This is a genomic window from Curtobacterium sp. ABR8, from assembly GCF_057812125.1.
The window spans coordinates 2799907-2825851 of record NZ_CM173818.1; the positions used below are offsets into that span (position 1 = coordinate 2799907).

15 protein-coding genes, 1 tRNA gene and 1 other RNA gene are annotated in these 25945 nt (G+C 72.2%); 3 read left to right on the top strand and 14 right to left on the bottom strand.

Annotation, left to right across the window (positions count from 1 at the left end; all coding sequences use genetic code 11):
- Nucleotides 1–132: 132 nt before the first annotated feature.
- The 12 genes from ACXKZB_RS13245 to ffs all read right to left on the bottom strand — a co-directional run bounded on the left by ACXKZB_RS13245 (nucleotide 133) and on the right by ffs (nucleotide 20597).
- Complete coding sequence (locus ACXKZB_RS13245; protein ID WP_123313805.1) at nucleotides 133–759, bottom strand: thymidine kinase; 627 nt, start codon at nucleotides 757–759, stop codon at nucleotides 133–135.
- Entirely contained in the window at nucleotides 759–1460 is a 702-nt protein-coding gene (locus ACXKZB_RS13250; protein ID WP_261783902.1) for a response regulator transcription factor, read from the bottom strand. Before ACXKZB_RS13250 ends, ACXKZB_RS13245 begins: the two co-directional genes overlap by 1 nt.
- Nucleotides 1447–2637: a hypothetical protein gene (locus tag ACXKZB_RS13255; protein ID WP_488823426.1), complete on the bottom strand. Its 1191-nt coding sequence runs from the start codon at nucleotides 2635–2637 to the stop codon at nucleotides 1447–1449. The genes ACXKZB_RS13250 and ACXKZB_RS13255 overlap by 14 nt, the downstream gene beginning before the upstream one ends.
- Nucleotides 2634–3884, bottom strand: a complete 1251-nt coding sequence (locus ACXKZB_RS13260) for a sensor histidine kinase (protein ID WP_488823427.1) — start codon at nucleotides 3882–3884, stop codon at nucleotides 2634–2636. Before ACXKZB_RS13260 ends, ACXKZB_RS13255 begins: the two co-directional genes overlap by 4 nt.
- A 153-nt stretch (nucleotides 3885–4037) precedes the next feature.
- A complete protein-coding gene (locus tag ACXKZB_RS13265; protein WP_488823428.1) occupies nucleotides 4038–5144 on the bottom strand; it encodes an Rv2578c family radical SAM protein in 1107 nt (368 codons plus the stop codon).
- Nucleotides 5145–5191: 47 nt separating this feature from the next.
- Nucleotides 5192–6679 (bottom strand): malate:quinone oxidoreductase, encoded by a 1488-nt coding sequence (locus ACXKZB_RS13270; protein WP_488823429.1) that lies wholly within the window; start codon nucleotides 6677–6679, stop codon nucleotides 5192–5194.
- A 59-nt stretch (nucleotides 6680–6738) separates the two neighbouring features.
- Nucleotides 6739–7791, bottom strand: coding sequence for an aspartate-semialdehyde dehydrogenase (locus ACXKZB_RS13275; protein ID WP_488823430.1), 1053 nt, complete (start codon nucleotides 7789–7791; stop codon nucleotides 6739–6741).
- Nucleotides 7792–7825: 34 nt separating this feature from the next.
- The gene (locus ACXKZB_RS13280) at nucleotides 7826–9091 is read right to left on the bottom strand and encodes an aspartate kinase (protein ID WP_111084230.1); all 1266 of its coding nucleotides are present in this window, start codon (nucleotides 9089–9091) and stop codon (nucleotides 7826–7828) included.
- Between the two features lie 116 nt (nucleotides 9092–9207).
- Nucleotides 9208–9807, bottom strand: a complete 600-nt coding sequence (gene recR, locus ACXKZB_RS13285; RefSeq protein ID WP_488823431.1) for a recombination mediator RecR — start codon at nucleotides 9805–9807, stop codon at nucleotides 9208–9210.
- Nucleotides 9807–12551 (bottom strand): DNA polymerase III subunit gamma and tau, encoded by a 2745-nt coding sequence (locus ACXKZB_RS13290; protein WP_488823432.1) that lies wholly within the window; start codon nucleotides 12549–12551, stop codon nucleotides 9807–9809. The genes recR and ACXKZB_RS13290 overlap by 1 nt, the downstream gene beginning before the upstream one ends.
- A gap of 163 nt (nucleotides 12552–12714) precedes the next feature.
- On the bottom strand, nucleotides 12715–20316 hold the full coding sequence (locus ACXKZB_RS13295) for a choice-of-anchor G family protein (RefSeq protein WP_488823433.1): 7602 nt from the start codon (nucleotides 20314–20316) through the stop codon (nucleotides 12715–12717).
- 184 nt (nucleotides 20317–20500) lie between these two features.
- Nucleotides 20501–20597, bottom strand: an RNA gene (gene ffs, locus ACXKZB_RS13300) — signal recognition particle sRNA small type.
- 37 nt (nucleotides 20598–20634) lie between these two features.
- Here ffs and ACXKZB_RS13305 point away from each other — a divergent pair.
- Nucleotides 20635–21309: an SDR family oxidoreductase gene (locus ACXKZB_RS13305; RefSeq protein WP_123313811.1), complete on the top strand. Its 675-nt coding sequence runs from the start codon at nucleotides 20635–20637 to the stop codon at nucleotides 21307–21309.
- 141 nt (nucleotides 21310–21450) lie between these two features.
- Here ACXKZB_RS13305 and ACXKZB_RS13310 read toward each other — a convergent pair whose 3' ends face one another.
- Together ACXKZB_RS13310 and pta are read right to left on the bottom strand one after the other, a co-directional pair.
- On the bottom strand, nucleotides 21451–22647 hold the full coding sequence (locus tag ACXKZB_RS13310; protein ID WP_488823434.1) for an acetate/propionate family kinase: 1197 nt from the start codon (nucleotides 22645–22647) through the stop codon (nucleotides 21451–21453).
- A gap of 52 nt (nucleotides 22648–22699) precedes the next feature.
- Nucleotides 22700–24808 (bottom strand): phosphate acetyltransferase, encoded by a 2109-nt coding sequence (gene pta, locus ACXKZB_RS13315; RefSeq protein ID WP_488823435.1) that lies wholly within the window; start codon nucleotides 24806–24808, stop codon nucleotides 22700–22702.
- A 121-nt stretch (nucleotides 24809–24929) separates the two neighbouring features.
- Between pta and ACXKZB_RS13320 the strand changes: the two genes are divergently transcribed.
- Nucleotides 24930–25014: transfer RNA gene (locus ACXKZB_RS13320), tRNA-Ser, on the top strand.
- Between the two features lie 283 nt (nucleotides 25015–25297).
- Nucleotides 25298–25942: a hypothetical protein gene (locus ACXKZB_RS13325; RefSeq protein ID WP_488823436.1), complete on the top strand. Its 645-nt coding sequence runs from the start codon at nucleotides 25298–25300 to the stop codon at nucleotides 25940–25942.
- Nucleotides 25943–25945 lie beyond the last annotated feature (3 nt).

The window sequence follows — 25945 nt, forward strand, 5'->3', positions numbered from 1 at the left end:
CGCGCGCCGCGTCGCACGCATTCCGCGTGCCCTGGACGCATCTGACGGACGGACGGGAGGCCCGTGGCGGGGCCGTCCCGCGCCTCCCGGCCGTCCTCCGCTCACCTGCAGGACGCGAGCCGGCAGGACCTGTCAGGCGCCGTCGAGGCGGCCGCCGGACTCCGTCAGGTAGCAGTTGGCGCAGAGCGACTCGTACGCGACGTCGACGCCGTCGATGGCCACCTGCGAGCCGTCGAACACGAACCGGCCGTCGACGGTGCGGGCGTTGAAGACGGCCTTGCGACCGCAGCGGCAGATCGTCTTGAGTTCTTCGAGCGAGTGCGCGACCTCGAGCAGGCGCGCACTGCCGGGGAACGCCTCGGTGCGGAAGTCGGTGCGGATGCCGTAGGTGATCACCGGGATCTCGTCGAGGACCGCGATGCGCAGCAGGTCGTCGACCTGCTGCGGGGTGAGGAACTGCGCCTCGTCGACCAGGACGCAGCTGACCGCGCGGACCATGCCATCGAGGCGGGCCGACTCCGGGTCGACCGCTCCGGCGGCGGCGACCGCGGACCGGACGTCGGCGTCGGGTGCGAAGACCAGGTCGACGGTCCGGGTCACGCCGAGGCGGGACACGATCTCACGGTCGCCCTTGGTGTCCACCGCGGGCTTGGCGAGCAGGACCCGGTGCCCGCGCTCCTCGTAGTTGTAGGCAGCCTGCAGGAGCCCCGTGCTCTTGCCGCTGTTCATCGCGCCGTAGCGGAAGTAGAGCTTCGCCACTACGCGAGGAACCCGTCCTCGGCCGCCCGCCGGATCAGGTCGGACTTCTTCGAGGCGGGACGGCCGACCTTGCTGTACTTCTCGCGCACCCGGCGCAGGTAGGTCTTCGCCGTCTCGTACTGCACGTTCATCTGCCCGGCGACCTCGTTGGTCGAGTAGCCGGACACGTACAACCGCAACGCCTCTTCCTCGCCGGCACTGAGCTTCGGACGCTGGTGCGCGGCCGCCCCGGTGGGCAGCGGACGCCATTCGCGTGGCTGCGGGGTCTCCCGTGCGACGCCCATGATCTCGCGGGCGACGTCCATGACCTCGCGCATCGGCAGGGACTTCGACAGGAACGCCGCGGCACCTGCTGCCAGGGCACGGTCGCGAGACTCGCGGCTGTCGACGCTGGAGAGCACGATGACCTTCGCGCCGGCGGCACGGCAGGTGCGGACACGTGCCTCGATCGATACGGGTTCCTTGAGCTGGAAGTCGAGGAACACCAGGTCGGTCGGGAAGCTGTCGCTGTGGACCATCTCGAGCCAGGTGTGCGCGGTCAGGGCCAGGTCGAAGTCGAACGCGTTCACCGCGATCCAGCTCGACAGGCTGTCCAGCAGCACCTCGTGGTCGTCGAGGATGGCCAACCGCACACGTCGTGCCCCCGGGTTCGGGAGGGACGGGGACCCCTCCGAGAGCCTGTTCGGGTCAGTGCTGGTCATAGGAGAACCTTAGTGCGAGGGCGGACGGACGAACCGCGACGTCGAGGTCGGGGAACGTCACACGGAGGACGGCGAAGTAGGGGTCGAAGGTGCGGTGGATCCCGATGTCGGAGTCGGCCACGGCGAGGTCGAGTTCGAGCAGCACGCGGCCAGCTCCGGTGCGGGCGTGATCGGCGCGGGTGGTCGCGTCGTCCTGCTCGTCCGCGCGCCGGACCGTCGCACGGAACCCAGCGGGGTCGACGGTCGACGCACGGAACGCCGCCCGCAGGAACGTCCGCACCACCGAGCGCTGGTCGGCGTCGAGCACGGCGGCGAGGCCGTCCGGGTCGTCGACCACCGGAGCGTCCCCACCCTCGATCCGCACGGCCTGCTCGAACCACGTGCGGTCCGCATCGGCGACCATCGCCCGGCGGATGCCGTCGGCGATCAGTCGGGCCCGTGCGCGGTCCGCGTCGGTGATGACCTCGCGCGTGCGGAGCTCGGCGAAGAACGGCGCGACGTCGCGGGCGAGGATCGTCGACCGGTCCTGCTGCACGCTCGCCGCGATGCCGTCCCGCTCCGCACGCTCGACGGAGTAGGAACCGGCCCGGATCTGCACCCGCTCGGCCAGGCCGGCGAACGTCCACGCGAACACCGCCGACGCCGCGGTCAGCACCAGGGTCGGGGCCGCCGCCAGGAAGGCCGCGACGGCGACGGGGATCTCGTGGGGGAACGTCGCTGCACCCACGCCCCAGGTGACGGCGTTCACCACGGCGAGCAGGGCTCCGCCGATGGTCAGGTCCGTCCACGGCCGGTAGGGCGCGACCATCACGATGCCGGTCGCCGTGATGAGCGACATGAAGTCGTTCAGGGCACTGCGGTCGGGGCCCCACTGCGCGGCGACGCTCGTGACCGACGCCAGGCCGAGCAGCCCGACGTGTGCGACGAACGCCCACCGCGGGAACGGTGCGCGGAACGGACTCGAGGCGGTGAACACGACCGCTGCCGACGCCGCGACCAGGATGACGGTGAGCGCGCTGAGGGTGGGGCTGCCCACGACGTCGCGGTCGAACACGGACACCAGGAGCGCCCAGACGATGCTGAAGGCACCGAGGCCGATCGCGAGCGGACGTGATCCCATCGCGCCGAGCGGGTCGTACTGCTGCGCGGTCCGGCGGGCTCCGGTCGTGGCGCTCACCGGTCGGTCCCCCGCCCGCCGACCTCACCGGGGACCACGGCGTCGACGTGGCCGGGGGCGACGGTGTCGACCGTGTCGGTGACCGGCCCGAACGGCACCGTCATCATCACGCTCGTGCCCGAGCCGGGCGACGACCAGATCTGCACGTCCCCGCCCACCCGGGCGATGCGGTCGCGCACGGAGCCGCGCAGCCCCATGCGGTCGGCGCCCGTGGTGTCCTCGTCGAAGCCACGACCGTCGTCGACCACCATCACGGTGCACGACGTGCCGTCGTCGAAGACGCTGACCTCGGCCGCGTCGGTGCCGGCGTGCTTGCGGACGTTGGCCAGGCACTGCCCCACGGCCCGGACGAGCGCGGTGACCGCACGCTGGTCGAGCCGGTCGAGGGCGGCCGGATCGCCGGACACCGTGACGTCGAGACCGGCCGCGCGGTGCTCGTCGACCATGACGGCGAACGCGTCGACCGCGGCGCCGGGCCGTTGCCGCGCGGCCGGTGCGAGCCAGCCCTTGCCGGTCAGGACGGCGACGTCGGCCTCGACGGTCCGGGCCAGGTGGGGGTCCACCGGACCGTCGGGTGCCAGGGCGATCGCGTTGAGGTGGTTCAGGACGGTGTCGTGCAGGATCGCAGCCGCCTCGGCCTCGACGCCGGCACGGTACGCGGAGACGTGCTCCTCGCGCGCCGACCGCAGCAGCTCCGGCTGCACCCGCTCGGAGCGACCCGTGCTGCGGCTCGTGAACAGGACCAGCACGACCACGAAGCCGAGCGTCACCCAGGCGAGCACGAGCGGACGCGGTGGGCTGTCGGCCTGGACGATCGCGATCCACGTCGCGACCCGACCGGTCAGGAACCCGAGGAAGGACCACAGCACGACGCGGCTCGGCACCGCACCGGCGCCACCGACCAGGATGAGCGGGATGACCGCCAGCGACAGCAGGTACGAGGTGACCCAGCCCAACGGCACCTGCTGCTGCACGACGGTCGCGAACCACCATGCGCAGACACCGCCGACCATCAGGAACGCGACCGCGGAGCGCCAGGTGCCGAACTGCACGTGCACACCGATCATGCCGAGCATCGGGACGAGTGCCAGGACCGCGCCGATCACCTGGACGTCGGGCTCGGACAGCCGGTACAGCAGCAACGCGATCGCAGCCGCCACCAGCGATCCGATCGCACCGGCGTGGAACGCCCGCACCGTCGACCACGCGTTCACTCGCGGTGCGAGGTGCGTGGGGATGCCGAGCACGAGGTGGGTCCTTCCGGGTGGCGGGATAGCCGCCCACGATCCAACACCGCGGCGCTGACCGTGTACCCCGAAACCTGGGCAGTTCGGCGACCCGGTCGATGATACCGGCCCCCGCCGAGTACCACTGTCCCCCGAACGCGGAGCGCCTGGTGCTCAGAACAACGTCTGCGTCGCGACCGGTCGGAGCAGTCGTCGGTCGAACCCCGGATCCGCGCGCTTGAGCGGCGACGTCGTGGGGATCGACTGCTCCTGCGGCACCGTTGAAGGATCCGAGAAGCCCATCGACCCCGTCGCCGGGTCCACCCGCCCGAGGCCGACGCCGTGCGCCGCCAGGATCGGCCGGATGCGCTCCGACAGCCAGCGGCGGTAGTCCTTCGGCGCGTAGGTGTTGTCGAGGTACATCGCCCGGTAGCGCGCGACCAGGTCGGGCCGTTCCCGTCCGAGCCACTCGAACCACCACGGCTTCACGCCCGGCCGCAGGTGCAGCGCGGAGTACATGACGCTCGTGGCCCCGGCAGCCGCAGCCCGGCCGACGGCGCCGTCGAGCTGTGCACGGGTGTCGGTGATGTACGGCAGCACGGGCATGAGGAACACCGCACAGTCGAGGCCCGCGTCACGGATCGCCCGGACGGTGGCGAGCCGCGCCGCCGTCGTGGGCGTACCGGGCTCCACCGACTGCTGCAGGTCGTCGTCGTACACGGCGATCGACATCGCCAGGTCGACCGGCACCACCTTGGCGGCCTCGGCCAGCAGCGGCAGGTCGCGCCGGAGCAGTGTGCCCTTCGTCAGGATGCTGAACGGCGTCCGGCTGTCCGCCAGCGCCTGGATCACCCCGGGCATCAGGCGGTAGCGGCCCTCGGCACGCTGGTACGGGTCGGTGTTCGTCCCGAGCGCGATCGGGTGGCGGTCCCACGTCGGCTTGCCGAGCTCACGCCGCAGGACGTCGGCGACGTTCGTCTTCACGACGATCTGCTGGTCGAAGTCGGCTCCGCCGTCGAACTCGAGGTAGGTGTGCGTCGGCCGCGCGAAGCAGTACACGCACGCGTGGCTGCACCCGCGGTACGGGTTGATGGTCCAGCCGTAGGTGCCGGAGCCGTCGGCGCTCGGCACGCGGTTCAGCGCGCTCTTCGCCAGGACCTCGTGGAACGTGACGCCCGCGAACTCCGGCGTGGTCACACTCCGGACGAAGCCGCTGTTCGACTCCATGCCCGGCAGCGCATCGCTCTGCTCGGCATCGATCGCCTGTCCACTCCACCGCATGCTGTCATTCGAACACATGTTCGAACGCGTCGCAAGCGGCGTGGCGGTCAGTGGTGCAGGCCGAGCACCTTCGCCGTGCGCTCGAGGGTGGCGTCCGCCAGGGCGGCGTCGTCACCGAGGTCCTGCCCGTAGGTCGGGACCATCTCGTGGACCGCGTCCTGCCAGCCGTCCCAACGATCGGGGAAGCACTTCCGGAGCAGGCCGAGCATGATCGGCACCGCGGTCGACGCGCCCGGCGAGGCGCCGAGGAGCCCGGCGATCGAACCGTCGGCAGCGGTGATGACCTCGGTGCCGAACTGCAGCACCCCGCCCTTGTCCTTGTCCGGCTTGATGACCTGCACCCGCTGGCCGGCGATGATCTTGTGCCAGTTCTCGGGCTCGGCGTTCGGCATGAAGTCGCGCAGGGCGTTGAATTTGGTCTGCTTCGAGGCGAGCAGCTGGCCGATCAGGTAGCGCACCAGGTCGAAGTTCGAGAACGCGACGCTCAGCATCGGGCGCAGGTTGTGCGGCCGGATCGACTTGAAGAGGTCGAGCAGCGATCCCTGCTTCAGGAACTTCGGGCTGAAACCGGCGTACGGGCCGAACATGAGCGATGCACTGCCGTCGACGATGCGGGTGTCCAGGTGCGGCACCGACATCGGCGGCGCTCCGACGCTCGCCTTGCCGTAGACCTTGGCCGCATGCTTCTGCACGACCTCGGGATCGTCGGTGCGCAGGAACTCACCGGAGACCGGGAACCCGCCGTAGCCGCGGATCTCCGGGATGCCCGACTTCTGCAGCAGCTGCAGGGCCCCGCCACCGGCACCGACGAATACGAACTTCGCGGCGATCTTCTGGGTCGACCGACCGACCTCGTTCAGGACGTCGAGCGCCCAGCCGTCGAAGTCCTTGCCCCGCGTGATGTTCTTGACCTGGTGGTTCGGTTCGAACTCGAGCCCGTCGAGCTCGAGCTGGTCGAACAGCTGCCGGGTGAGCGATCCGAAGTCGACGTCGGAGCCGGCCGCCGAGTAGGTCGCCGCGATCGGCTGGTCCTTCTTGCGGCCGGGGATGAGTGCCGGCGCCCACTTGCGGATCTGCGCGGGGTCGTCGGAGAACTCGATCCCGGCGAACAGCGGGTGCCCCTGCATCGCCTCGTACCGCTTGCGCATGTACTCGACGTTGTCGGCGCCCCACACGAACGAGATGTGCGGGGTCGGGTTGATGAAGCTGGACGGATCGGGCAGCGTGCCGGTCTCGACCAGGTGCGACCAGAACTGCCGCGAGACCTGGAACTGTTCGTTGACCGTGACGGCCTTCGCGATGTCGACGCGACCATCGGCGAGCTCGGGCGTGTAGTTCAGCTCGCAGAGCGCGGAGTGCCCGGTGCCGGCGTTGTTCCACGGGTTCGAGGACTCCTGCGCGACGGTGCCGAGGCGCTCGTACACCCGGATCTTCCACGACGGCTCGAGCCGGTGGATGATGGCGCCGAGGGTGGCGCTCATGATGCCTCCCCCGACGAGGACGACATCGATCGGATCCACCTGCTTCACTGCCACCCGTCGATCCTACCGGCGTCCGCCGACAGGCCGGTCAGCCGCGCACGGCGTCCGTTCGGCTACGCGGCGACGGTGCGGCGCGCGACGATCGCCTCGGCGATCTGCACGGCGTTCAGCGCGGCACCCTTGCGCAGGTTGTCGTTGCTGACGAACAGCGCGAGCCCGCGACCCTCCGGCGCGGACTGGTCGGCACGGATGCGGCCGACGAACGCGGGGTCCTGGCCGGCGGCCTGCAGCGGCGTCGGCACGTCGGAGAGCTCGACCCCGGGTGCGCTCGACAGGATCTCGGTCGCACGCTCGGGCGACAGCGGACGCTCGAACTCGGCGTGCACCGAGATGGAGTGACCGGTGAACACCGGCACCCGCACGCAGGTACCGGCGACGAGCAGGTCGGGCAGCTCGAGGATCTTGCGGCTCTCGTTGCGGAGCTTCTTCTCCTCGTCGGTCTCGCCGAGGCCGTCCTCGACGATGCTGCCGGCGAGCGGCACGACGTCGAAGGCGATCGGGCGGACGTACTTGACCGGCTCGGGAAACGTCACGGCGGAACCGTCGTGGGTGAGCGCGGCGGTGTCCTGTTCGAGGGCGGCTCGCGCCTGACCGAGCAGCTCCTCGACGCCGGCGAGCCCGGAGCCGGAGACGGCCTGGTAGGTCGTGGCGACCAGGCGGCGGAGCCCGGACTCGGTGTCCAGCACCTTGAGCACCGGCATGATCGCCATGGTGGTGCAGTTCGGGTTCGCGATGATGCCCTTCGGGGCCTGGTCGATCGCGTGCGGGTTGACCTCGCTCACGACGAGCGGGACCTCGGGGTCCATGCGCCAGGCGCTCGAGTTGTCGACGACGAGCGCTCCGGCGGCGGCGAACTTCGGCGCGAGGGCCCGCGAGGCCGTGGCACCGGCGGAGAACAGGGCGATGTCGATGCCCGACGGGTCGGCCAGCTCCGAGTCCTCGACCACGATCTGCTCGCCACGGAACGGCAGCGTCGTGCCGGCGGACCGGGCGCTCGCGAAGAACCGGACCTGGTCGGCCGGGAACGCGCGCTCCTCGAGCAGACGACGCATCACGGCGCCGACCTGTCCGGTGGCGCCGACGACGGCGACGGTGAGGGTGCTCATGCGGTGCTCCTGGTGTTCAGCGGGTCAGCGTGGTTCAGCGGCCGGTGCCGGCGTAGACGACGGCTTCGGCGTCGGCGTCGAGGTCGAACGCGCTGTGCACGACCCGCATCGCCTCGTTGAGGGTGTCGGCGCGGGTGACGACCGAGATGCGGATCTCCGAGGTGGAGATCATCTCGATGTTGATCGACGCGTCGTGCAGCGCGCGGAAGAGCTTCGCCGAGACGCCGGCGTTGGTGCGCATGCCGGCACCGACCAGGGCGAGCTTGCCGATCTGGTCGTCGTACTGGATGCTCTCGTAGCCGATGTCGGACTTCGCGACCTCGAGCGCCGTCAGCACGGTCTGGCCCTGGTCCTTCGGCAGCGTGAACGAGATGTCCGTCCGCCCGGTCGACGCGGCCGACACGTTCTGGACGATCATGTCGATGTTCGCTCCGGCGCGCGCGACGTTGGTGAAGATCTCGGCGGCCTTGCCCGGCTGGTCCGGGACGCCCACGACGGTGATCTTCCCCTCGGAGAGGTCTCCGGCGATCCCGGTGATGATCGGTTCTTCCACGGTTTCCCCCTCGGCAGGGTTGTAGACGATGGTGCCCTCGGTGTTGTTGAACGAGGACCGGACGTGCAGGGTGACGCCGTGCCGGCGGGCGTACTCGACGGCACGGATGTACAGGACCTTGGCGCCGGACGCGGCGAGCTCGAGCATCTCCTCGCTGGTGATGCGGTCGACCTTGCGCGCCTTCGGGACGACACGGGGGTCGGCGGTGAAGATGCCGTCGACGTCGGTGTAGATCTCGCAGACGTCGGCGTCGAGGGCAGCGGCGAGGGCGACTGCGGTGGTGTCCGAACCGCCGCGGCCGAGCGTCGTGATCTCACCGGTCGTGCGGTTGAACCCCTGGAACCCCGCGACGATGGCGACGTGACCGGAGTCGAGCGCTTCGCGGACACGCTTCGGGGTGACGTCGACGATGCGCGCCTTGCCGTGCTGGGCGTCGGTGAGCATGCCGGCCTGGCTGCCGGTGTACGACGAGGCTTCGACGCCGAGGCTCTTGATCGCCATCGCGAGCAGCGCCATCGAGATGCGCTCCCCCGCGGTGAGGAGCATGTCGAGCTCACGGCCGGCGGGGATCGGGGTGACCGAGTGCGCCAGGTCGACGAGTTCGTCGGTGGTGTCGCCCATGGCCGAGACCGCCACGACGACGTCGTTGCCGGCCTTCTTCGTCTCGACGATCCGCTTCGCCACGCGCTTGATGCTCTCGGCGTCCGCGACGGAGGATCCACCGAACTTCTGCACGATCAAGGCCACTGGCTGGTACTCCCGGAGACGGCGACACCGCGAGGTCACGCGGTCTCACAATGGTAGTCGGTGTTTCGAGGATGTTGCGTGTGGGCCGCCCCACACGCAACGATCCTGCGTGGGGCTCAGCCGCCGACGACGCGACGGCCCTCGAACGCACGGCCGAGCGTGACCTCGTCGGCGTACTCGAGGTCGCCGCCGACCGGCAGGCCCGAGGCCAGCCGGGTCGTCCGGATGCCCATCGGGACGAGCAGCCGGCTCAGGTAGGTCGCCGTCGCCTCGCCCTCGAGGTTGGGGTCGGTCGCGATGATGACCTCTTCGACCGTGCCGTCGGCCAGACGGGTCATGAGCTGCTGGATCCGCAGGTCGTCCGGACCGATGCCGTCGATCGGGCTGATCGCGCCGCCGAGCACGTGGTACAGCCCGCGGAACTCACGGGTGCGCTCGATCGCCGCGACGTCCTTGGCCTCTTCCACCACGCAGATCGTGGCCGGCGACCGACGCGGGTCGCGGCAGATGCTGCAATGGACGTTCTCGGTGACGTTGCCGCAGATCTCGCAGAAGCGCACGCGCTCCTTGACGTCCGCCAGCAGCTCGGACAGCCGCGACGGGTCGAACGACTCGGTCTGCAGGATGTGGAAGGCGATGCGCTGCGCCGACTTCGGGCCGATGCCCGGAAGGCGACCGAACTCGTCGATGAGGTCCTGGACGATCCCGTCGTACATCAGGCACCGTCCTGGTTGAGCGCGGTCTCCTCGATGAACTGGGCGTTGAGGATCTCACGCACGACGGCCTCGCCGTAGCGACCGGCCACCGGTGCGCGGCGGGCCGGCGGCGCGGTGCGCGCTGCTGCCTGCTGCGGTGCCGCGGGCTGCGGTGCCGCCTGCTGGCGCGGGGCGGTCGGTGCCTGCGCGGGGGCCGCGGCCGATCGGCCGTGGCCGGGGTCCGGGAACGGCGCGCCGTCGTCGTACGGTTCGTCGTCCAGCGGGTAGTCGTCGACCGGCACGGCGGGACCGCCCGGCGCGACGGGTCCTCCGGGAGGCGCGGCGACCGTCGTCGACGCCGCCTGCGGTCCCCCGTCGGTCGGCTGCACCCCGTGCGGTGCGGTGGCACCGGCGGGTTGCGCGGGTGCCCCGGAACCGGACTGCTGCGGGTCGACGGACTCGGCCGGGGCGACGGGCGCAGCGGCCGGCGCGGTGCCGAACGGGGCGGCCCAGCCGGGTTCGACGGACTCGGGCACGGCGTCGGCGGTCGGGTCGCTGGCGGGGATCGTCGCGACCGCCCAGTCGGTCACGGGAGCACCGGACGGTTCCGGCGCTGCCGGCTGCGCGCGTGCGGGTTCCTGGGCGGGAACCCGTGTCTGATCGGCGGCGGGTGCCTCTGTGCGTGCCTGTGTGGGAGCGGGTGCCGACGCCGGGGCTGGTGCCTGCGCCGGGGCAGGTGCCCGCGCAGGACGCGGCTCGGGCTCGGCCACGGCGACCGGACCGGACCCCGTGGCCGCAGCAGCCTCGGCGGTCGGGGCCGACGCGGGAGCGGCCGCGGCGGACTGCGGTGCCGACGACGGCTGCGGCTGCGATGCGGGCTGGTTCGCCGACGCCGGACGCCCGGCAGGGGCGGACGGCTGCTGCGTGGGAGCCGGCGGACGCTGCTGTCCGGGGCCACCGGGGCCGCGGGCGACGAACTTCACGCGGAGCCCGATGACGTCCATGATCGCGGCGCGGAGCAGTTCGCTCACACTCGCCGAGGGGTCGGACATCTCCTTGAACGAGGCGACGTCCTGCTGGCTCGGGAAGGTCAGCGTCAGCACGTCGTCGCGCAGTGCGGTCACCTGCGCGGTGACGACGACCGACCAGGCCGACCGCTTGGCGTGCTGCACGTGCTCGACGATCTGGGGCCATGCGTCGCGCATCTGCTGGAAGCCCACGGCGCCGACCGTCCGGACCGCCGGCTCGTCGCCGATCGTCGTACCCTGCCCCGTCGAGGAAGCACTGACCGGGTCAGGGGTCGTGGGAGCCGCCGGAGCAGCGGGCTCGGGAGCGCTCGGGACGGCCGCGGCCCACGACGCTGCAGCGTCACGTGCAGCGCTGCCGGCGTCGGACTGCGCCGCCGGAGCCGGGCTCGAGGACGACGCGGCGGGGGTCTGCTGCGCGGCTGGGGCTTGCTGCGCCGCCGGCGCCTGCTGCGCGACGGGCTCCTGACGACGCGGTGCCGGAGCCTGCGACGGGGCCGGTGCGGCCGCCGCGGTGGTCTGGATCGACGCCGGTGCGGCGGACGCGCCGGACGATGCCTGGTGTCCCCCGGCGTCCCCGACCCCGACGCGACGCTCGAGCCGCTCCACCCGGGCCAGGGCACCGCGCTGGGTGTCGTCCGCCTCGGGCACGAGCATGCGCGCCGTCATGAGCTCGAGGTGCAACCGGGGTGAGGTCGCTCCGGTCATGTCGGTCAGCGCCTTGTTCGCGATGTCCGCGCCGCGGGACAGCCCGGTGGCACCGAAGACCCCGGCCTGCCGCGTCATCGTGTCGAGCTCGTCCGGCGAGACACCGCGCAGGACCGCGGCGGCGCTCTCGTTCGTCGCGGCGACGACGATCAGGTCGCGCAACCGCTCGAGCAGGTCCTCGACGAACCGACGCGGGTCCTGACCGGTCTGCACGACACGGTCGATCGCGGCGAAGGCGGATGCCGGGTCGGCCACGGCGAGGGCGTCGACGACGTCGTCGAGCAGCGCAGCGTCGGTGTACCCGAGCAGGGCGACCGCCCGCTCGTAGGCGATCGCGCCGTCCTCGCTGCCCGCGATGAGCTGGTCGAGCAGGGACAGGGTGTCGCGGACGGAGCCGCCGCCGGCGCGCACGACCAGGGGCAGGACGCCGGGTGCGACCGTCACCGATTCCTGCGTGCAGAGTTGCTCGATGTACTCGAGCATGACCGCGGGCGGCACGAGCCGGAACGGGTAGTGGTGGGTGCGCGACCGGATGGTGCCGATGACCTTCTCCGGCTCGGTCGTCGCGAAGATGAACTTGACGTGCTCCGGGGGCTCCTCGACCAGCTTGAGCAGCGCGTTGAACCCCTGCGGGGTGACCATGTGCGCTTCGTCGAGGATGAAGATCTTGTAGCGGTCGCGTGCGGGGGCGAACACCGCGCGGTCGCGGAGGTCACGCGCGTCGTCGACGCCGTTGTGGCTGGCGGCGTCGATCTCGATGACGTCGAGCGAACCGCTGCCGTCACGCGCGAGCTCGACACAGCTCGGGCAGACGCCGCACGGGGTGTCGGTCGGTCCCTCGGCGCAGTTGAGGCACCGCGCGAGGATGCGGGCCGAGGTCGTCTTGCCGCAGCCGCGCGGGCCGCTGAACAGGTAGGCGTGGTTGACGCGGTTGGTGCGGAGCGCCGTGCGGAGCGGGTCGGTGACCTGCGACTGCCCGATCAGCTCGGCGAAGTTCTCGGGCCGGTAACGGCGATACAGGGCGGTGACCACGCGACCAGGGTAGCCGGGACGACCGACACCCGCGTGCCCCTCCACAGGTGCACGGGCACTGGACCGGACCACCCGCGCAGGCGGGCCGAGCGTCCGGACCGCACCGCGCCTCCCGGTCGACACGAGGTCGGACGGGAGGCGCGGTGCGGGACGCGGTCCGGGGTCAGCCGCGGCTGCGGCGGCGAGCACCCCTGGCGAGGCGGGACAGGCCCAGCAGCAGGAAGCCGAGGACCACGAGTCCGGCTGCCGTCCCGGCGACCGGGGCGACCTCCGCGCCGGTCCACGCGAGGCCGCCGGAGCCGGTGCCCGCACCGGTTCCGGTGCCCGGGGTGCCGGGCGTACCCGGCATGCCCGGCAGGCCGGGCGTCCCGGGGGTTCCGGGGGTTCCCGGGGTTCCCGGGGTTCCCGGGGTCCCGGGCGTACGCGGCGTGCCGGGCGTCCCGGGCGTCCCGGGGTCACCAGGTCCGCCGGTCTCACCGGGCGCCACCGTGGCGGCGTTGACCACCACGCTGATCGTCTGGACGGCCGAGGTCGCGCCCGCAACCGTCTGGGTGATCCGGAGGCGGTGCGGACCGACCGCGAGCCGGACCGTCACCGACCAGGCGCCGGTCTCGTCCGCCGTGGTGGTGACCGGCGTGCCGTCGTCGGCGACGACCGTGACGGTCGCTCCCGGCTCGGCGGTGCCGGAGACCAGCCAGTCCACGTACCCGGCGGCCGAGGCCGTCCGGTGCGCGCCCGGCGTGGGCGAGGTGACCGCGAGCGGCTCGACGGCGTCGACGACGATCGGCACCTCGGGGGCCGCGGTCGTCGTGCCGTTCACGGACTGGGTCGCACGGATCGTCCACGCGCCCTCGGGCACGCGGTCGAACGTGACGCTCCAGTCCCCGTCGGCGTCGGCGGTCGTGGTGCGCACCTGGCCGTTCGACAGGGTCACCGTCACCGTCGCACCCGGCGTCGCGTGCCCGGTCACCGCGAACGAACCGGTGTCGCCGGGACCGTTCGCGGGGATGAGCTGCCCCGGGGTCGGGCTGGTGATCGTGATGTCGGTCGCCTGGGCGGCCACGACGGTGACGTCGCTGGTCACCGGGTCGGAGGTCCGCCCGCCGACCGTCTGCGTCACCGACACCGTGTGCTCGCCCGCCGGGACACCGCCGACCGTGACCGTCCACGACCCGTCGTCGCCGGCGGTCGTCGTCGCGGTCCGTCCGTCGATGTCGACCGAGATGGTCGCTCCGGGCTCGGCCGTGCCGCTCACCGGGATCGACGCCGTCGTACCGGTCGTCGGGACCACCTGGCCGTCGGTCGGGGTCGTCACGGTGACCGGGGTCGCCGCGGTCACCCGGAAGCCGACCTCCGGTGCGTCCGTCGTGTCGCCGTCGACCGTCTGGCTGGCGGCGATCGTGTGCGGACCGGTGCCGACGCCCGGAACGGTGACCGCCCAGTCGCCGTCGTCGTCCGCGGTCGTCGCGACCGCGGTGCCGCCGTCGATGCGCACCGAGACCGCGGCGTTCGGCGCCGCGGTGCCGACCACGCGGACGTCCGTCCGTCCGCCGAGCACGCGGTACGAGGTGCCGTCGGCCGGAGCCGTGACGACGATCGCGTCCGCCTCGGCGACCAGGACGGTGACGTCGCGCTCGACCGGGGACGACGTGGTCCCGTTCACGACCTGGGTGACCGAGACGGTGTGGTCGCCCGCCGGCACGTCGGCCAGGTCCGTCGACCAGCGGCCGTCGGACCCGACGCGCACCGTGACCGGTTCGCCGTCGTCCAGCACGACCTCGACGACGGCACCGGGCTGGCCCTGTCCGCTGACCGGGACGGTCGCGGTCGGATCGGAGTCCGGCACGGTGAAGGTCGCGTCGTCGGTCGGGGCGGTCACCGTCAGGCGGGCACCGGGTGCCACCGTGAATGTGCTCCGGACCTGCTCGGACGTCGAACCGTCGACCGTCTGCGTCGCACGGACCGTGTGCTCACCGACGTCCAGGCCGGGCAGCGTGACGGTCCAGGTGCCCGCGCCGGTCGCGGTCACGGTCGTCGGGTCGCCCCCGTCGATCGTGACGCGGACCTCCGCGCCGGGCTCGGCGGCGCCACCGGCGGTGACGGTGACGACCGAGTCCTGCTGGGCGACCCGTACCGTCGACCCGTCCGCCGGGGTGGCGATCGTGATCGGGTCGGCGACGAGGACGCGGATGCGGACCGTCACCGGGGTCGACTCCGTGTCGCCCACGCGCTGGGTGACGCTCACGGTCCGGTTGCCGGCGGGCACCCCGGGGACGGTCACGCTCCACGCGCCGTCCTCGTCCGCGGTGGTCGACTCGCTGCGGCCGCCGCCGAGGTCGACCACGACGGTCGCTCCGGGCTGCGCGGTGCCGCTGACGTCGACCGCGGTGGTCGCGTCCTCGCCGGCGACCGTGTACTCCTGACCGACGGTCGGTTCGGCGATCACGACGGGGGCGCCCGGCACGATCTCGAACGTGGTCGAGGCCGGGGTGGTCGAGGTGGAGCCGTCGACGGTCTGGGTCACGGCGACGGTGTGCGCACCGACACCGAGGTCGGGGACGTCGACGGTCCACGAGCCGTCGTCACCCACGGCGACCCGGACGGGGTCGCGGTCGTCGACCGTGACGGACACGGTGGAGCCCGGCTCGGCGTCGCCGGCGACCGTCACGGTCGTCGTGGCGTCGTCGTCGGCGACCGTGATCGGGTCGTCCCCGGGCTGCCGGATCGTGAGCGCGGCGGCGGCCACGACCGAGACCGGTCGTTGGACCGCGGCGCTCTTGGTGCCGTTGACGGACTGCGTGACCGAGGCCGTGTACGACCCGGTCGGCACGGCGTCGACCGTGGTCGACCACCGTCCCTGCTGGTCGACCCGCGCCGTCGCGCTGCCGCCGGCGCCCAGGTCGACCGTGACGGTCGCGCCCGGCTGCCCGGTGCCGGCGAAGTCGACGTCGGTGGTGGCGTCGCCGTCGGCGACCGTGACGGTGGTGGCACCGGCGGGCGTCGAGACGGCGAGCGGGGCACCGGCGCGGACCGACACCGCCGACGACACCGGCGCCGACGGCTGACCGCCGACGACCTGGGTCGCGGTGACGCGGTGGTCACCGACGGGCACGTCCGCGAACGTCGCCTGCCAGTCACCGTCCTCGTCGGCCGTGACCGTCCGGGTCTCGCCGGTGGAGAGCCGCACCGTCACCTCGGCGTCGGCCTGCGCGCGGCCGCTCGCCGCGACGTCGGCGGTGCCCGCCGCGTCCGCGACCGTCATGACGTCACCGTCCTCCGGGGTCGCGATGGTCAGGGCCGTCCCCGCCCGCACCGTGACGGTCTGGGCCGGACTGGAGGCAGTGGTCCCGCCCACGGTCTGGGTCGCGGTGAGCGACGGGGTACCGACACCGACCCCGCCGAACGTGACCGTCCAGTCACCGTCGCCGTTCGCGGTGGTGGTCTGCGTGCTGCCGCCGAGCCGCACCGTGACCGGCGCGTCCGGCTCCGCCGTCCCCGAGACGACGACGTCGCGCGTCGCGTCCGGGTCCGGCACGAGCAGGACGTCCTCGGCGTCGGGTGCCGTGACCGACACCGCGTCGGCGGCCTCGATCGTGACCGTGCGCCGAACCGGTGCCGAGGTGCGCGGGTCGGACACGGTACCCGGGAGCGTCTGGACCACCGACACGGGGTGCGGTCCGACGCCGAGGTCCGGGAACGTCACCGACCACGTGCCGTCGGCGTCGATCGTGACCGCCTGGTCGTCCGCGTCGTCGGTCGTCGCGGTGACCCGTGCTCCGGGTTGGCCGGTGCCGGTGACCGTGACGTCGCGCCGGACGCCGGGGCCGGCCACGGTGATCGGGTCGGTGCTCGGAGCCGTGATGGTCAGGGCGTTCGCGGCGACGACCTGGAACGTCGTGGGGATGGCGCTCGTGACGACGTCCTCGATCTCCTGGCTCGCCGTCACCGTGTACACGCCCGTCGGGGCGAGGCCGGTGGCGTCGACGGCCCACTCGCCGTCGGCGTCGGCGGTGGTGGTGAACCGCGTGCCCGGCCCGACCGAGACGGAGACGGCGGCGCGTGGTTCGGCCGAGCCCGTGATCCGGACCGTCGCGGTGGCGTCGTCGTCGACCACGACGAGACGGGTGCCGCTCGCCGGGGTGTCGATCACGATCGCGTTGCCCGGCACGACGGTGAAGTCCCGGGTGACGACGGGCCCGTCGGTGCCGTTCACGGTCTGCACGGCGGTGACGGTGTGGTCGCCGATGCCGAGCTGGGTGCTCGGGAGCGTCCAGTTGCCGGCGGTGTCGGCGACGACCTCGACGGCGTCCGCGTCGTCGATGGTGACGGCGACGGTCGCCCCCGGCTCGGCGGTCCCGCGGACGACGACGTTCGCCTGTCCGCCGGTACCGGCCGGGATCTCCTGCGCGTCGCCCGGAGCCTCGACGACCAGTGGGTCGCCGGCCTCGACCGTGAAGTCGCGGTCGACGGGTGCCGAGGTCGCTCCGCCGACGGTCTGCGTGACGGAGGCCGTGTGGTCGCCCGTGCCGACGTCCGACAGGGTCACCGACCAGACGCCCTGGGCGTTCGCCGTCGTGGCGACGGCGTCGCCGTCGTCCAGGACGACCGCGACGTCGGCGTCCGGCTGGGCGGTCCCGCGCACCGTGACGTCCACCACCGAGTCGTCGGTGGCGACCGTGACGGTCGCGTCCTGCGCCGGGGCGGTCACCGCGAGCGGCGCGCCCGCCTGCACGGTGACGACCTGACGGACGGCGGGCGAGGTGGTGCGGTCCACCGTCTGCGTCGCCGCGATCGTGTACCGACCGACCGGGACGTCGGTGACGGTGACGGCCCACGAGCCGTCGTCCTCGGCCGTGGTCGTCGCGGTCAGCCCGGAACCGAGCGAGACCCTGACCTCGGCGCCGACCTCGGCCGTACCGGTCAGCTCGAGGTCGGTGGTGGTGTCCGCGTCGAGGACCGTGACCACGTCGCCGTCGTCGGGCGAGGTGATCGTGACGGGGTCGCCGGCGGCGATGGTGAACGTCGTGGTCACCGGCGCCGAGGTCGTGCCGTCGACGGTCTGTCGTGCCGTGACCGTCCGGTCGCCCGTCGGGACGCCCACGAAGGTCGCCGTCCAGTCGCCGTCGTCGTCGGCGTCCACCGTGGTGGTGAACGAACCGCCGATGCCGACCGCGACCCGTGCGTTCGGTGCAGCGGAGCCGGAGACCGTCACCGGGGTGGTCGACGTGGTGTCGGCGACGGTGATCGTGCTGCCGTCGGTCGGTGCGTCGATGGTCAGCTCCGGAGCCGCCGTCACCGTGAAGTCGCGCTCGACGGGGGCGCTCGTGGTGCCGCCGACCGTCTGGGTCACCTGGGCCGTGCGGTCGCCCGCGGGCACTTTCGCGACGCTCGTCGACCACGTCCCGCCGGCGTTGGCCGTGGTGGTCGCGGTCAGGCCGTCACCGAGGTCGACGTCGACGCGGGCCCCTGGCTGCGCGCTGCCCGAGAACGGGACGGACCGGGTGTCGCCCACGAGCGGGAAGTCCTGGTCCGCGGTCGGGCGGTCGACGGTCAGGCCGGCTGCCGCCACCACGCGGAACGCCCGGGTGACGGGGGCAGAGGTCGTGTCGCCGACCGTCTGGGTCGCGCTCGCGGTCTGGTCGCCCACGGGGACTCCGGGGACGGTGACGCTCCACGCGCCGCTGCCGTTCGCCGTGGTGGTCGCCGTGCGTCCGCCACCGAGGTCGACGTCGATCCGCGCGTCGGCGGTCGCCGTGCCCGTCAGGGTGACCGATGCGGTCGTCCCCGTGGTCGTGAAGGTCTGGCCGGCCGTCGGGGTCGTGATCGTCAGCGCCTGTTGTGCGACCACCGAGAAGGTCTGGGTCGCCGAACCGGCCGCGGTCCCGTTGACCGTTTGGTTCGCGGTGGCGGTGTACTCGCCGGTCGGGACGTTCGGCATCGACGTCGTCCACGTGCCGTTCGCCGCCACGGTGGCCGTGCCGGTGCGTCCGCCGCCGAGGCTCACGGCGATGGTCGCGCCGGGCTCACCGGCGCCGCTGACGGTGATGCTCCGGGTGGACGAGGCCGAGGGGACACTGAACTGCTGGTTCGCCGTCGGAGCCGTGATGGTCGGCGGAGCGATGGCCGTCGCGCGGACGGTCGAGGTGGCGAGGTCGACGGTGGCGACGTCCGCGCCGGGCAGCACCGAGAGCCGCAGCGCGTGCACGCTGCGCGATCCGGGGTCGTACCCCCGCGCATCGCGGAAGCCGGTGGTCGTGTCCTGCGCGTTGACGGTCAGGTCCACCACCTGCCGGAGCAGCAGCACGACGGGGCGCAGCAGCGTGGACACCGCCGTGGTCGTCGCGGTGAGCGTGGTGCCGAGGGTCGTCAGGGCCGTGCCGGTGACGAGCGGTCGCACGATGGTCTGCAGCGCGGGGACCACGACGGCGTTCACGGCGGGGGCGAGCAGGGCGCCGAGGGCGTTCAGGCCGAGCGGACCACCGGTCGCCGTGACCGTGGCGTTCGCCGGAGCGGCACCGGCCAGGGCGCCGAGCGTGGTGTCCGCCCGGAGCGCCAGGGATGTCAGCGGGACACCGGCCAGGTTGACGTCGGCGGTGACGTTGACGGCCACGGCGGTCGAGTTGATCGTGTTGACGACCGCGGTCTGCAGCGCGGTCGGGAGCTGGGTGCCGAGGATCGTCGTGATGCTCTGGTTGATCGAGCTGACGGCTGCTGCGGTCAGCACCGGCGTGTTCGCGGGCTGGTTGTTCAGCGTCGTCAGCTTGTCGAGGTCGACCGTGACGGCGCCCGTCGCGGGGGTGATCGTGACGGCGCCGTCCGTCAGCGGCTGTGCGAGCACCTGCTCGAGCGTCCCGTCGAGGTTCAGGTTCACCGAGGCGGTGACGGTCGTGCCGTTGACGTTCACGAGCCCGAGGGCCGTCGTGCGGAGCAGCCGCTGGAGCTCGGCGGTCAGCGCCGTCGTCGTGCCGGAGAGGGCGCCGTTCGCCCCGACCGTGGTGTTCACGGAGTTCGAGAACGTGCGCAGGTCGGTGCGCAGGGACGTCGTGAGACCGGCGACCGCGGGGCTCGTGAGGTTCAGGTTCGCGCCGGCGATCCGGTAGTCCGTCGTGGTGCCGACCGTGGCGCCTCGCGTGGACTGGATGCGGGACGCCAGAGCCCCGATCTGCAGCTGCGCGTTCGACAGCACCGTGGTGTCCGCACCCACCCGCGAGAACAGCGGGTTCAGGTTCAGCGTGCTGGCCCCGGTGCCGAGCCCCGTGCCGACGCCGATGCCGCCGTCGTTGGTCAGCAGCCCGGAGGACGCCGTCGCCCCGGATGCCGAGGTGGTGGCGTACTGCCCGTCGACGCCGAGCGTGAGGATGCCGTTCGTGCCGAGCAGGTCGATGTCGTTGCCGAGGTCCACGCCGACCGCGTTCAGCGCGGTGAGGTTCAGCGGCTGGTTCGTCGTGCCGCCGCCCGTGGTCGTACCGCGTGCCGAGTACGCACCGCCGAGCTGGGCGATGTCGTCGACGTCGACGATCCCGGAACCGCTGAGCAGGACGCCCTCGCCCTCGGCGACGTCGGTCTGGGCAGCCGCCGCGGGTTGGATCGCCACGGTGGCGGCGACGAGCGCCGTCACCGTGGCGATGACACTGCTGCGCAGGAGGAGACGCCGATCGTCCGATGCTCGTCGTCGAGCTCGGTCGCCAGCACCGATGATCCGTCGTGTCCAGCTGTTCGCTGCGGTCGGTACCCGGGTACCGCGCTGCGACGCGTGCCTGCGCATGCGTGTCTCTCATCCTGGCGGGCGCACCCGCCACCTGATCCTCGGATCTCCCCCGCTGGTGAGGCGGTGGAGGCAGGAATCCTGGTTGGGGATTCCTGAGCAGATCTTTACACACGATCAGGTTGCTGTCCGCAACCGTTCACGAAACAGACACACTGCGCGGTCACGGAGACGGTGCGGAGACGCAAAAGACTCCTCACGCACCCGCCAGAGCCCGGCTACCCTTGCTGCGTTTCCGCCCTGGGGGAGTTCACCTGGATGGCGTCACGTGAGGAGCCGCCGACAACTCTACCGGATGCGACCGGGCAGGATTGACACATGAAGATCGCCATCGCCGGAGGACACGGCCAGATCGCACTGCTCCTCGCCCGCCAGATCACCGACGCCGGACACGACGCCGTCGCGATCGTCCGCAACCCCGCCCACGTCGCCGACGTGGAGCAGCAGGGTGCCACGGCGATCGTCGCCGACCTCGAACAGCTCGGGGACGACGACCTGGCACTGCGCCTGCGCGGCGTCGATGCCGTGGTGTTCGCCGCGGGTGCCGGCCCGAACAGCGGTGCGGAGCGCAAGCTCACCGTCGACCGGGACGGCGCGATCCTGCTCGCCGACGCCGCGGAGCGCGCGGGCATCGACCGGTACGTGATGGTGTCGGCGATGGCGGCGGACACCTACGACCCGGAGGCCGCTGTCGTCCCCGCGAAGGACGACGCCGCCGTGTTCCAGGTCTACCTCCGCGCGAAGGCCGAGGCCGACGCCAACCTGCGCGCCCGTCGACTGCGCTGGACGATCGTGCGTCCTGGCGCCCTGCTCGACACCCCGCCGCAGGGCACGGTCGACGTCGGGCGCACGGTGCCGCGCGGGTCGATCCCCCGGGCCGACGTCGCCACGGTGGTGCTGCACGCGCTGCTCGACGATGCGGCCGTCGGGGTCCAGTTCGAGGTCACGAGCGGCAACACGCCGATCCCCGCGGCCCTCGACGCCCTGTCCTGACGCGCGCCCGTCCGCACCGTGCGCGCCTCGTCACCCCGTGCGAGCTTCCACGCTCGGTGCCGCACTGCAAGCGCGCACCCGGCGACCAACCCCGCACCAGCCGACGAAAGCCGCACCGTGCTGACAGCGTGCAGCCGCCCGTCAGAGCGCGACCGCAGCCGACTGCCGGGCGATCTCCAGTTCCTCGTTCGTCGGGATCACGAGCACCGCGACACGTGACGTGTCCGTGGAGATGACCCGCGCCTCCCGGGATCCCAGCTCGTTGCGGTCCGCGTCGATCTCGATGCCGAGGTGCTCGAGCCCGGCGAGCACGCGCCGGCGCAGCAGCGCGTTGTTCTCGCCGACGCCCGCGGTGAACACGACCGCGTCGAGCCCGCCGAGCTGTGCCGTGTAGGCACCCACGTAGCGGCGGATGCGGTGCCGGTACACGGCGAGCGCCGCCTCGGCCACCTCGTCGCCGTTCAGGGCGGCGTCCTGGACGTCGCGCATGTCGCCGTTGCCGGTCAGGCCGAGCAGCCCGGACTGCTTGTTGAGCATGGTGTCGAGCTCGTCGAAGGACAGCCCGGCCTCGCGGTGCAGGTGCAGCAGGACGGCGGGGTCGAGGTCGCCGGAGCGGGTGCCCATGACGAGGCCCTCGAGCGGCGTGAGCCCCATCGACGTCTCGATCGACTTCCCGCCGTCGATCGCCGCGGCCGACGCGCCGTTGCCCAGGTGCAGCACGATGGTCTTCAGCTCGGACAGCGGGCGGTCGAGGAAGACCGCGGCCTGCTCGGAGACGTACTTGTGGCTCGTGCCGTGCATGCCGTAGCGGCGGATGGCGTACTTCGCCGCCAGGTCGGCCGGGATCGCGTAGGTGTACGCGTGCGGCGGCATCGTCTGGTGGAAGGCGGTGTCGAACACGGCGACGTGCGGGACGTCGGAGAAGACCTGCTTCGCGGCCCGGATCCCCTCGAGGTTCGCCGGGTTGTGCAGCGGCGCGAGGCTGTTCAGTGCCTCGATCTGCCGTTCGACGTCGTCGGTGACCACGGTGGCGTGGTCGAAGGTGGTGCCGCCGTGCACGACCCGGTGCCCGACGACGGCCGGCGGGTGTTCGTCGAACGAGGGGCCGACCTTGGCGAACGCGTCGATCATCGCCTGGAACCCGGCGGCGTGGTCGGGCACGGACGCGGCGTCGTTCGACGACGACTCGCCCGTCAGCGCGTTGGTGTGCTTCCACGCGCCGGCCGACTCGCCGATGCGCTCGACGAGGCCGGAGGCGAGGGTGCGCTCCCCCTCGAGTTCGATGAGCTGGTACTTGAACGAACTCGATCCGGAGTTCACGACGAGGGCTGCGGTCACGGGATGGGTCACTTTCTCTGTCGGACGGGAGGCACGGCGCGGGTCGCGCAGGTCAGGCCGCGTCGGACGCGGTGCCGGCCTGGATCGCGGTGATCGCGACGGTGTTCACGATGTCGCTGACGAGGGCGCCGCGGGAGAGGTCGTTGATCGGCTTGCGCAGTCCCTGCAGGACCGGCCCGATCGCGACCGCGCCGGCGGAGCGCTGCACGGCCTTGTACGTGTTGTTGCCGGTGTTCAGGTCCGGGAAGATGAACACGGTCGCCTTGCCGGCCACCGGGGAGTCCGGCATCTTCGTGCTCGCGACCGTCGGGTCCGCTGCGGCGTCGTACTGGATCGGGCCCTCGACGAGCAGGTCCGGCCGGCGTTCGCGGACGAAGGCGGTCCCGGCGCGGACCTTGTCGACGTCGGCCCCGGAGCCGCTGTCGCCGGTCGAGTAGCTGAGCATCGCGACGCGGGGGTCGATGCCGAACTGGGTCGCGGTCTCGGCGGACGAGATCGCGATGTCCGCGAGCTGCTCGCTCGTCGGGTCCGGGATCACCGCGCAGTCGCCGTAGACCAGGACACGGTCGGCGAGCGCCATCAGGAAGACGCTCGACACGATCGAGGTGTCGGGACGGGTCTTGATGATCTCGAAGGACGGCCGGATGGTGTGCGCCGTCGTGTGCTTCGCGCCGGAGACCATGCCGTCGGCGAGACCGAGCTGCACCATCATCGTGCCGAAGTACGAGACGTCGGTCACGGTGTCGCGCGCCAGTTCGATCGACATGCCCTTGTGCGCCCGGAGACGGGTGTACTCCTCGGCGAAGCGTTCACGCAGCTCGGGGTCGAACGGCGACACGAGCTGCGCGGCCTCGAGGTCGAGCCCGAGCTCGGTCGCGCGGGTGCGGATCGCGGCGGGGTCGCCGAGGATGGTCAGCTCGCAGACCTGCCGGGCGAGCAGCGTCGAGGCCGCGCGGAGGATGCGGTCGTCCTCGCCTTCGGGGAGCACGATGTGCTTGCCGTAGCCGCGCGCCCGGTCGAGCAGGCCGTGCTCGAACATGAGCGGCGTGACGACGCCGGACGGCGTGAGCTGCAGACGGTCGCGCAGGGACTCGGCGTCGACGTGCTGCTCGAACAGGGCGAGTGCGAGGTCGGCCTTGCGCGGCGAGTCCGCTGCCAGGCGCCCGCGGGTCTGGGTGATGCGGAGCGCGGTGTCGTAGGTGCCGAGGTCGTTCTGGGCGATCGGCAGTGAGCTCGACAGCCCCTCGAGCAGCCGGGAGATCTGCGGGGCGGTCTCGAACCCGCCGTTGAGGATGACGCCGGCCAGGCTCGGGAACGTGTCCGACTGGTTCGCCAGCAGGGTCGCGATGAGCACGTCGCTGCGGTCACCCGGGACCACGACGATGCCGCCCTCGATCAGGCGGGGCAGGACGTTCTCCATGCTCATCCCGGCGACGACGGTGCCGAGCGCCTCGCGGTCGAGCAGGGCGTCGTCGCCGCGCACCAGGGTCGCGTCGGTCGCCTGCAGCAGCGCGCGGACGGTCGGGGCGACGAGGACGCGGTCCTCGGGGATCGCCCACACCGGCACGTCCGGGTGGTCGTCGTGCACGGCCCGCTCGACGCTCGCCACGATCGCGGCGAGGGCGTCCGGGTCGGCGCGGTTCACGACGACGCCGAACAGCTGCGCGTGCGCGGTCCGCAGTTCGCTCGTCGTGACGTCCGCGACCTGCGCCATCCCCTCGGGCGTGCGGGCGCCACGCTCGGCGGCGTCGCGACCACCGAGCACGAGCAGCACCGGCGCGCCGAGGTTCGCGGCCACCTTCGCGTTGAAGGAGAGCTCGGTGGGGCTGCCGACGTCGGTGTAGTCGGACCCGAGCACGACGACGGCGTCGCACTGCCGCTCCACCTGGGCGAAGCGGTTCACGATCGTGCCGAGGGCGGCGTCGGGATCGGCGTGGACGTCGTCGTAGGTGACCCCGACGGCGTCGTCGTACGAGATGCCGACCGCGGTGTGCTGCAGCAACAGCTCGAGCACGTAGTCGGGCTCGGCGACCGAGCGGGCGACGGGGCGGAACACGCCGACGCGGCCGACGGAGCGCGCGAGGGTCTCGAGGACACCGAGGGCGACGGTGCTCTTGCCCGTGTGCCCTTCTGCTGACGTGATGTAGATGCGGGTCGACACGCGCCCCAGGGTAGTCGCCGGACATGTCACGACAACTGGGAGCACCGCCCTCGACGACACACGGTCGTGAGCACCCCGCAGAACCTGTACCATTGGGTGTCGCCGTCGCGAGACAGCGCAAGGAGAATTCGCCTAGTGGCCTATGGCGCACGCTTGGAAAGCGTGTTGGGTGCAAGCCCTCGGGGGTTCGAATCCCCCATTCTCCGCAGCAAGGCCCCGCACTCCGGTGCGGGGCCTTCTTCGTTCGCGGCGTTCCTCGTCGCCGGTCCCCCACGCGGCGGACCCACCTGTCCCCTGTCCGCCAAGGACTGGCCGTCAAACGCCGATCCGGGGTGGAACGGGCTGTCCCCGGTCCCCGTCGTTCACCTATGCTTGCCGGAGCGGACGACTCCGGGACGAGTCGACCGCGGTGCATCGAGCGGCAGGGGCGTCGCTCGCAGGGCGGCCGATTCGGCGTGCCCGTGAGGCCCGAGGGTTCAGGAGACGCGCATGGGGGACATGACGGTGCCAGCGACGCCACACCTGCGCGCCAGCGTGTACGACGTCGTCCTCCGTCCCCGCCGGTCCCTGGTCCGCTCGACCGCGCTGAGCATCGTGTTCTCGGCAGTGCCGCTCGCCGTCGCCCTGGTCTGGGTGTCGTTCCCGTTCCGGACGTGGGCGATGGTCGCGAGCGTGGTCGTGGCGCTCGCGGTCCTCGTCGGCATCGTGTTCGTCCGACTCGGCACCGCGTACATCGGCATCGACCCCGACGGTCTGACGATCCGGGGCGTGGTCACCGCGCACCGTCGGATCCCCCGCGACCGCGTGCACAGTCTGGTGCTCGCCACCACCTACGGCAGCTCGGTCGACCGCACCATGCGCGAGCTCGTGGCCTTCGACGCGACGGGCGCGCACCTGTTCCGCATCCGGGCCGACGTGTGGGGCGACGACGGGCTCGCCCAGGTCGTCGACGTCCTGGGCGTCCAGGTGACGGAAGAGGCGCGTCCGGTCTCGGCCCGGGTCTTCGCGAAGCGCTACCCGTCGAGCCGCGCCTGGTACGAACAGCGGCCGGCCTACCTGCTCGTCGGCGGCGTGGCGGCACTCGTCGTCGTGGGTCTGCTCGTCGTCGAGTTCACGGGGCTGCTCGGTCGCTGACGC

What these genes read in the sequence shown, in the direction of transcription:
- ACXKZB_RS13250 (WP_261783902.1), bottom strand. Translation starts at nt 1,460, where the DNA reads ATGACCAGCACTGACCCGAACAGGCTCTCGGAGGGGTCCCCGTCCCTC.
- ACXKZB_RS13265 (WP_488823428.1), bottom strand. Translation starts at nt 5,144, where the DNA reads ATGCGGTGGAGTGGACAGGCGATCGATGCCGAGCAGAGCGATGCGCTG.
- ACXKZB_RS13275 (WP_488823430.1), bottom strand. Translation starts at nt 7,791, where the DNA reads ATGAGCACCCTCACCGTCGCCGTCGTCGGCGCCACCGGACAGGTCGGC.
- recR (WP_488823431.1), bottom strand. Translation starts at nt 9,807, where the DNA reads ATGTACGACGGGATCGTCCAGGACCTCATCGACGAGTTCGGTCGCCTT.
- ACXKZB_RS13295 (WP_488823433.1), bottom strand. Translation starts at nt 20,316, where the DNA reads ATGCGCAGGCACGCGTCGCAGCGCGGTACCCGGGTACCGACCGCAGCG.
- ACXKZB_RS13305 (WP_123313811.1), top strand. Translation starts at nt 20,635, where the DNA reads ATGAAGATCGCCATCGCCGGAGGACACGGCCAGATCGCACTGCTCCTC.
- ACXKZB_RS13325 (WP_488823436.1), top strand. Translation starts at nt 25,298, where the DNA reads ATGGGGGACATGACGGTGCCAGCGACGCCACACCTGCGCGCCAGCGTG.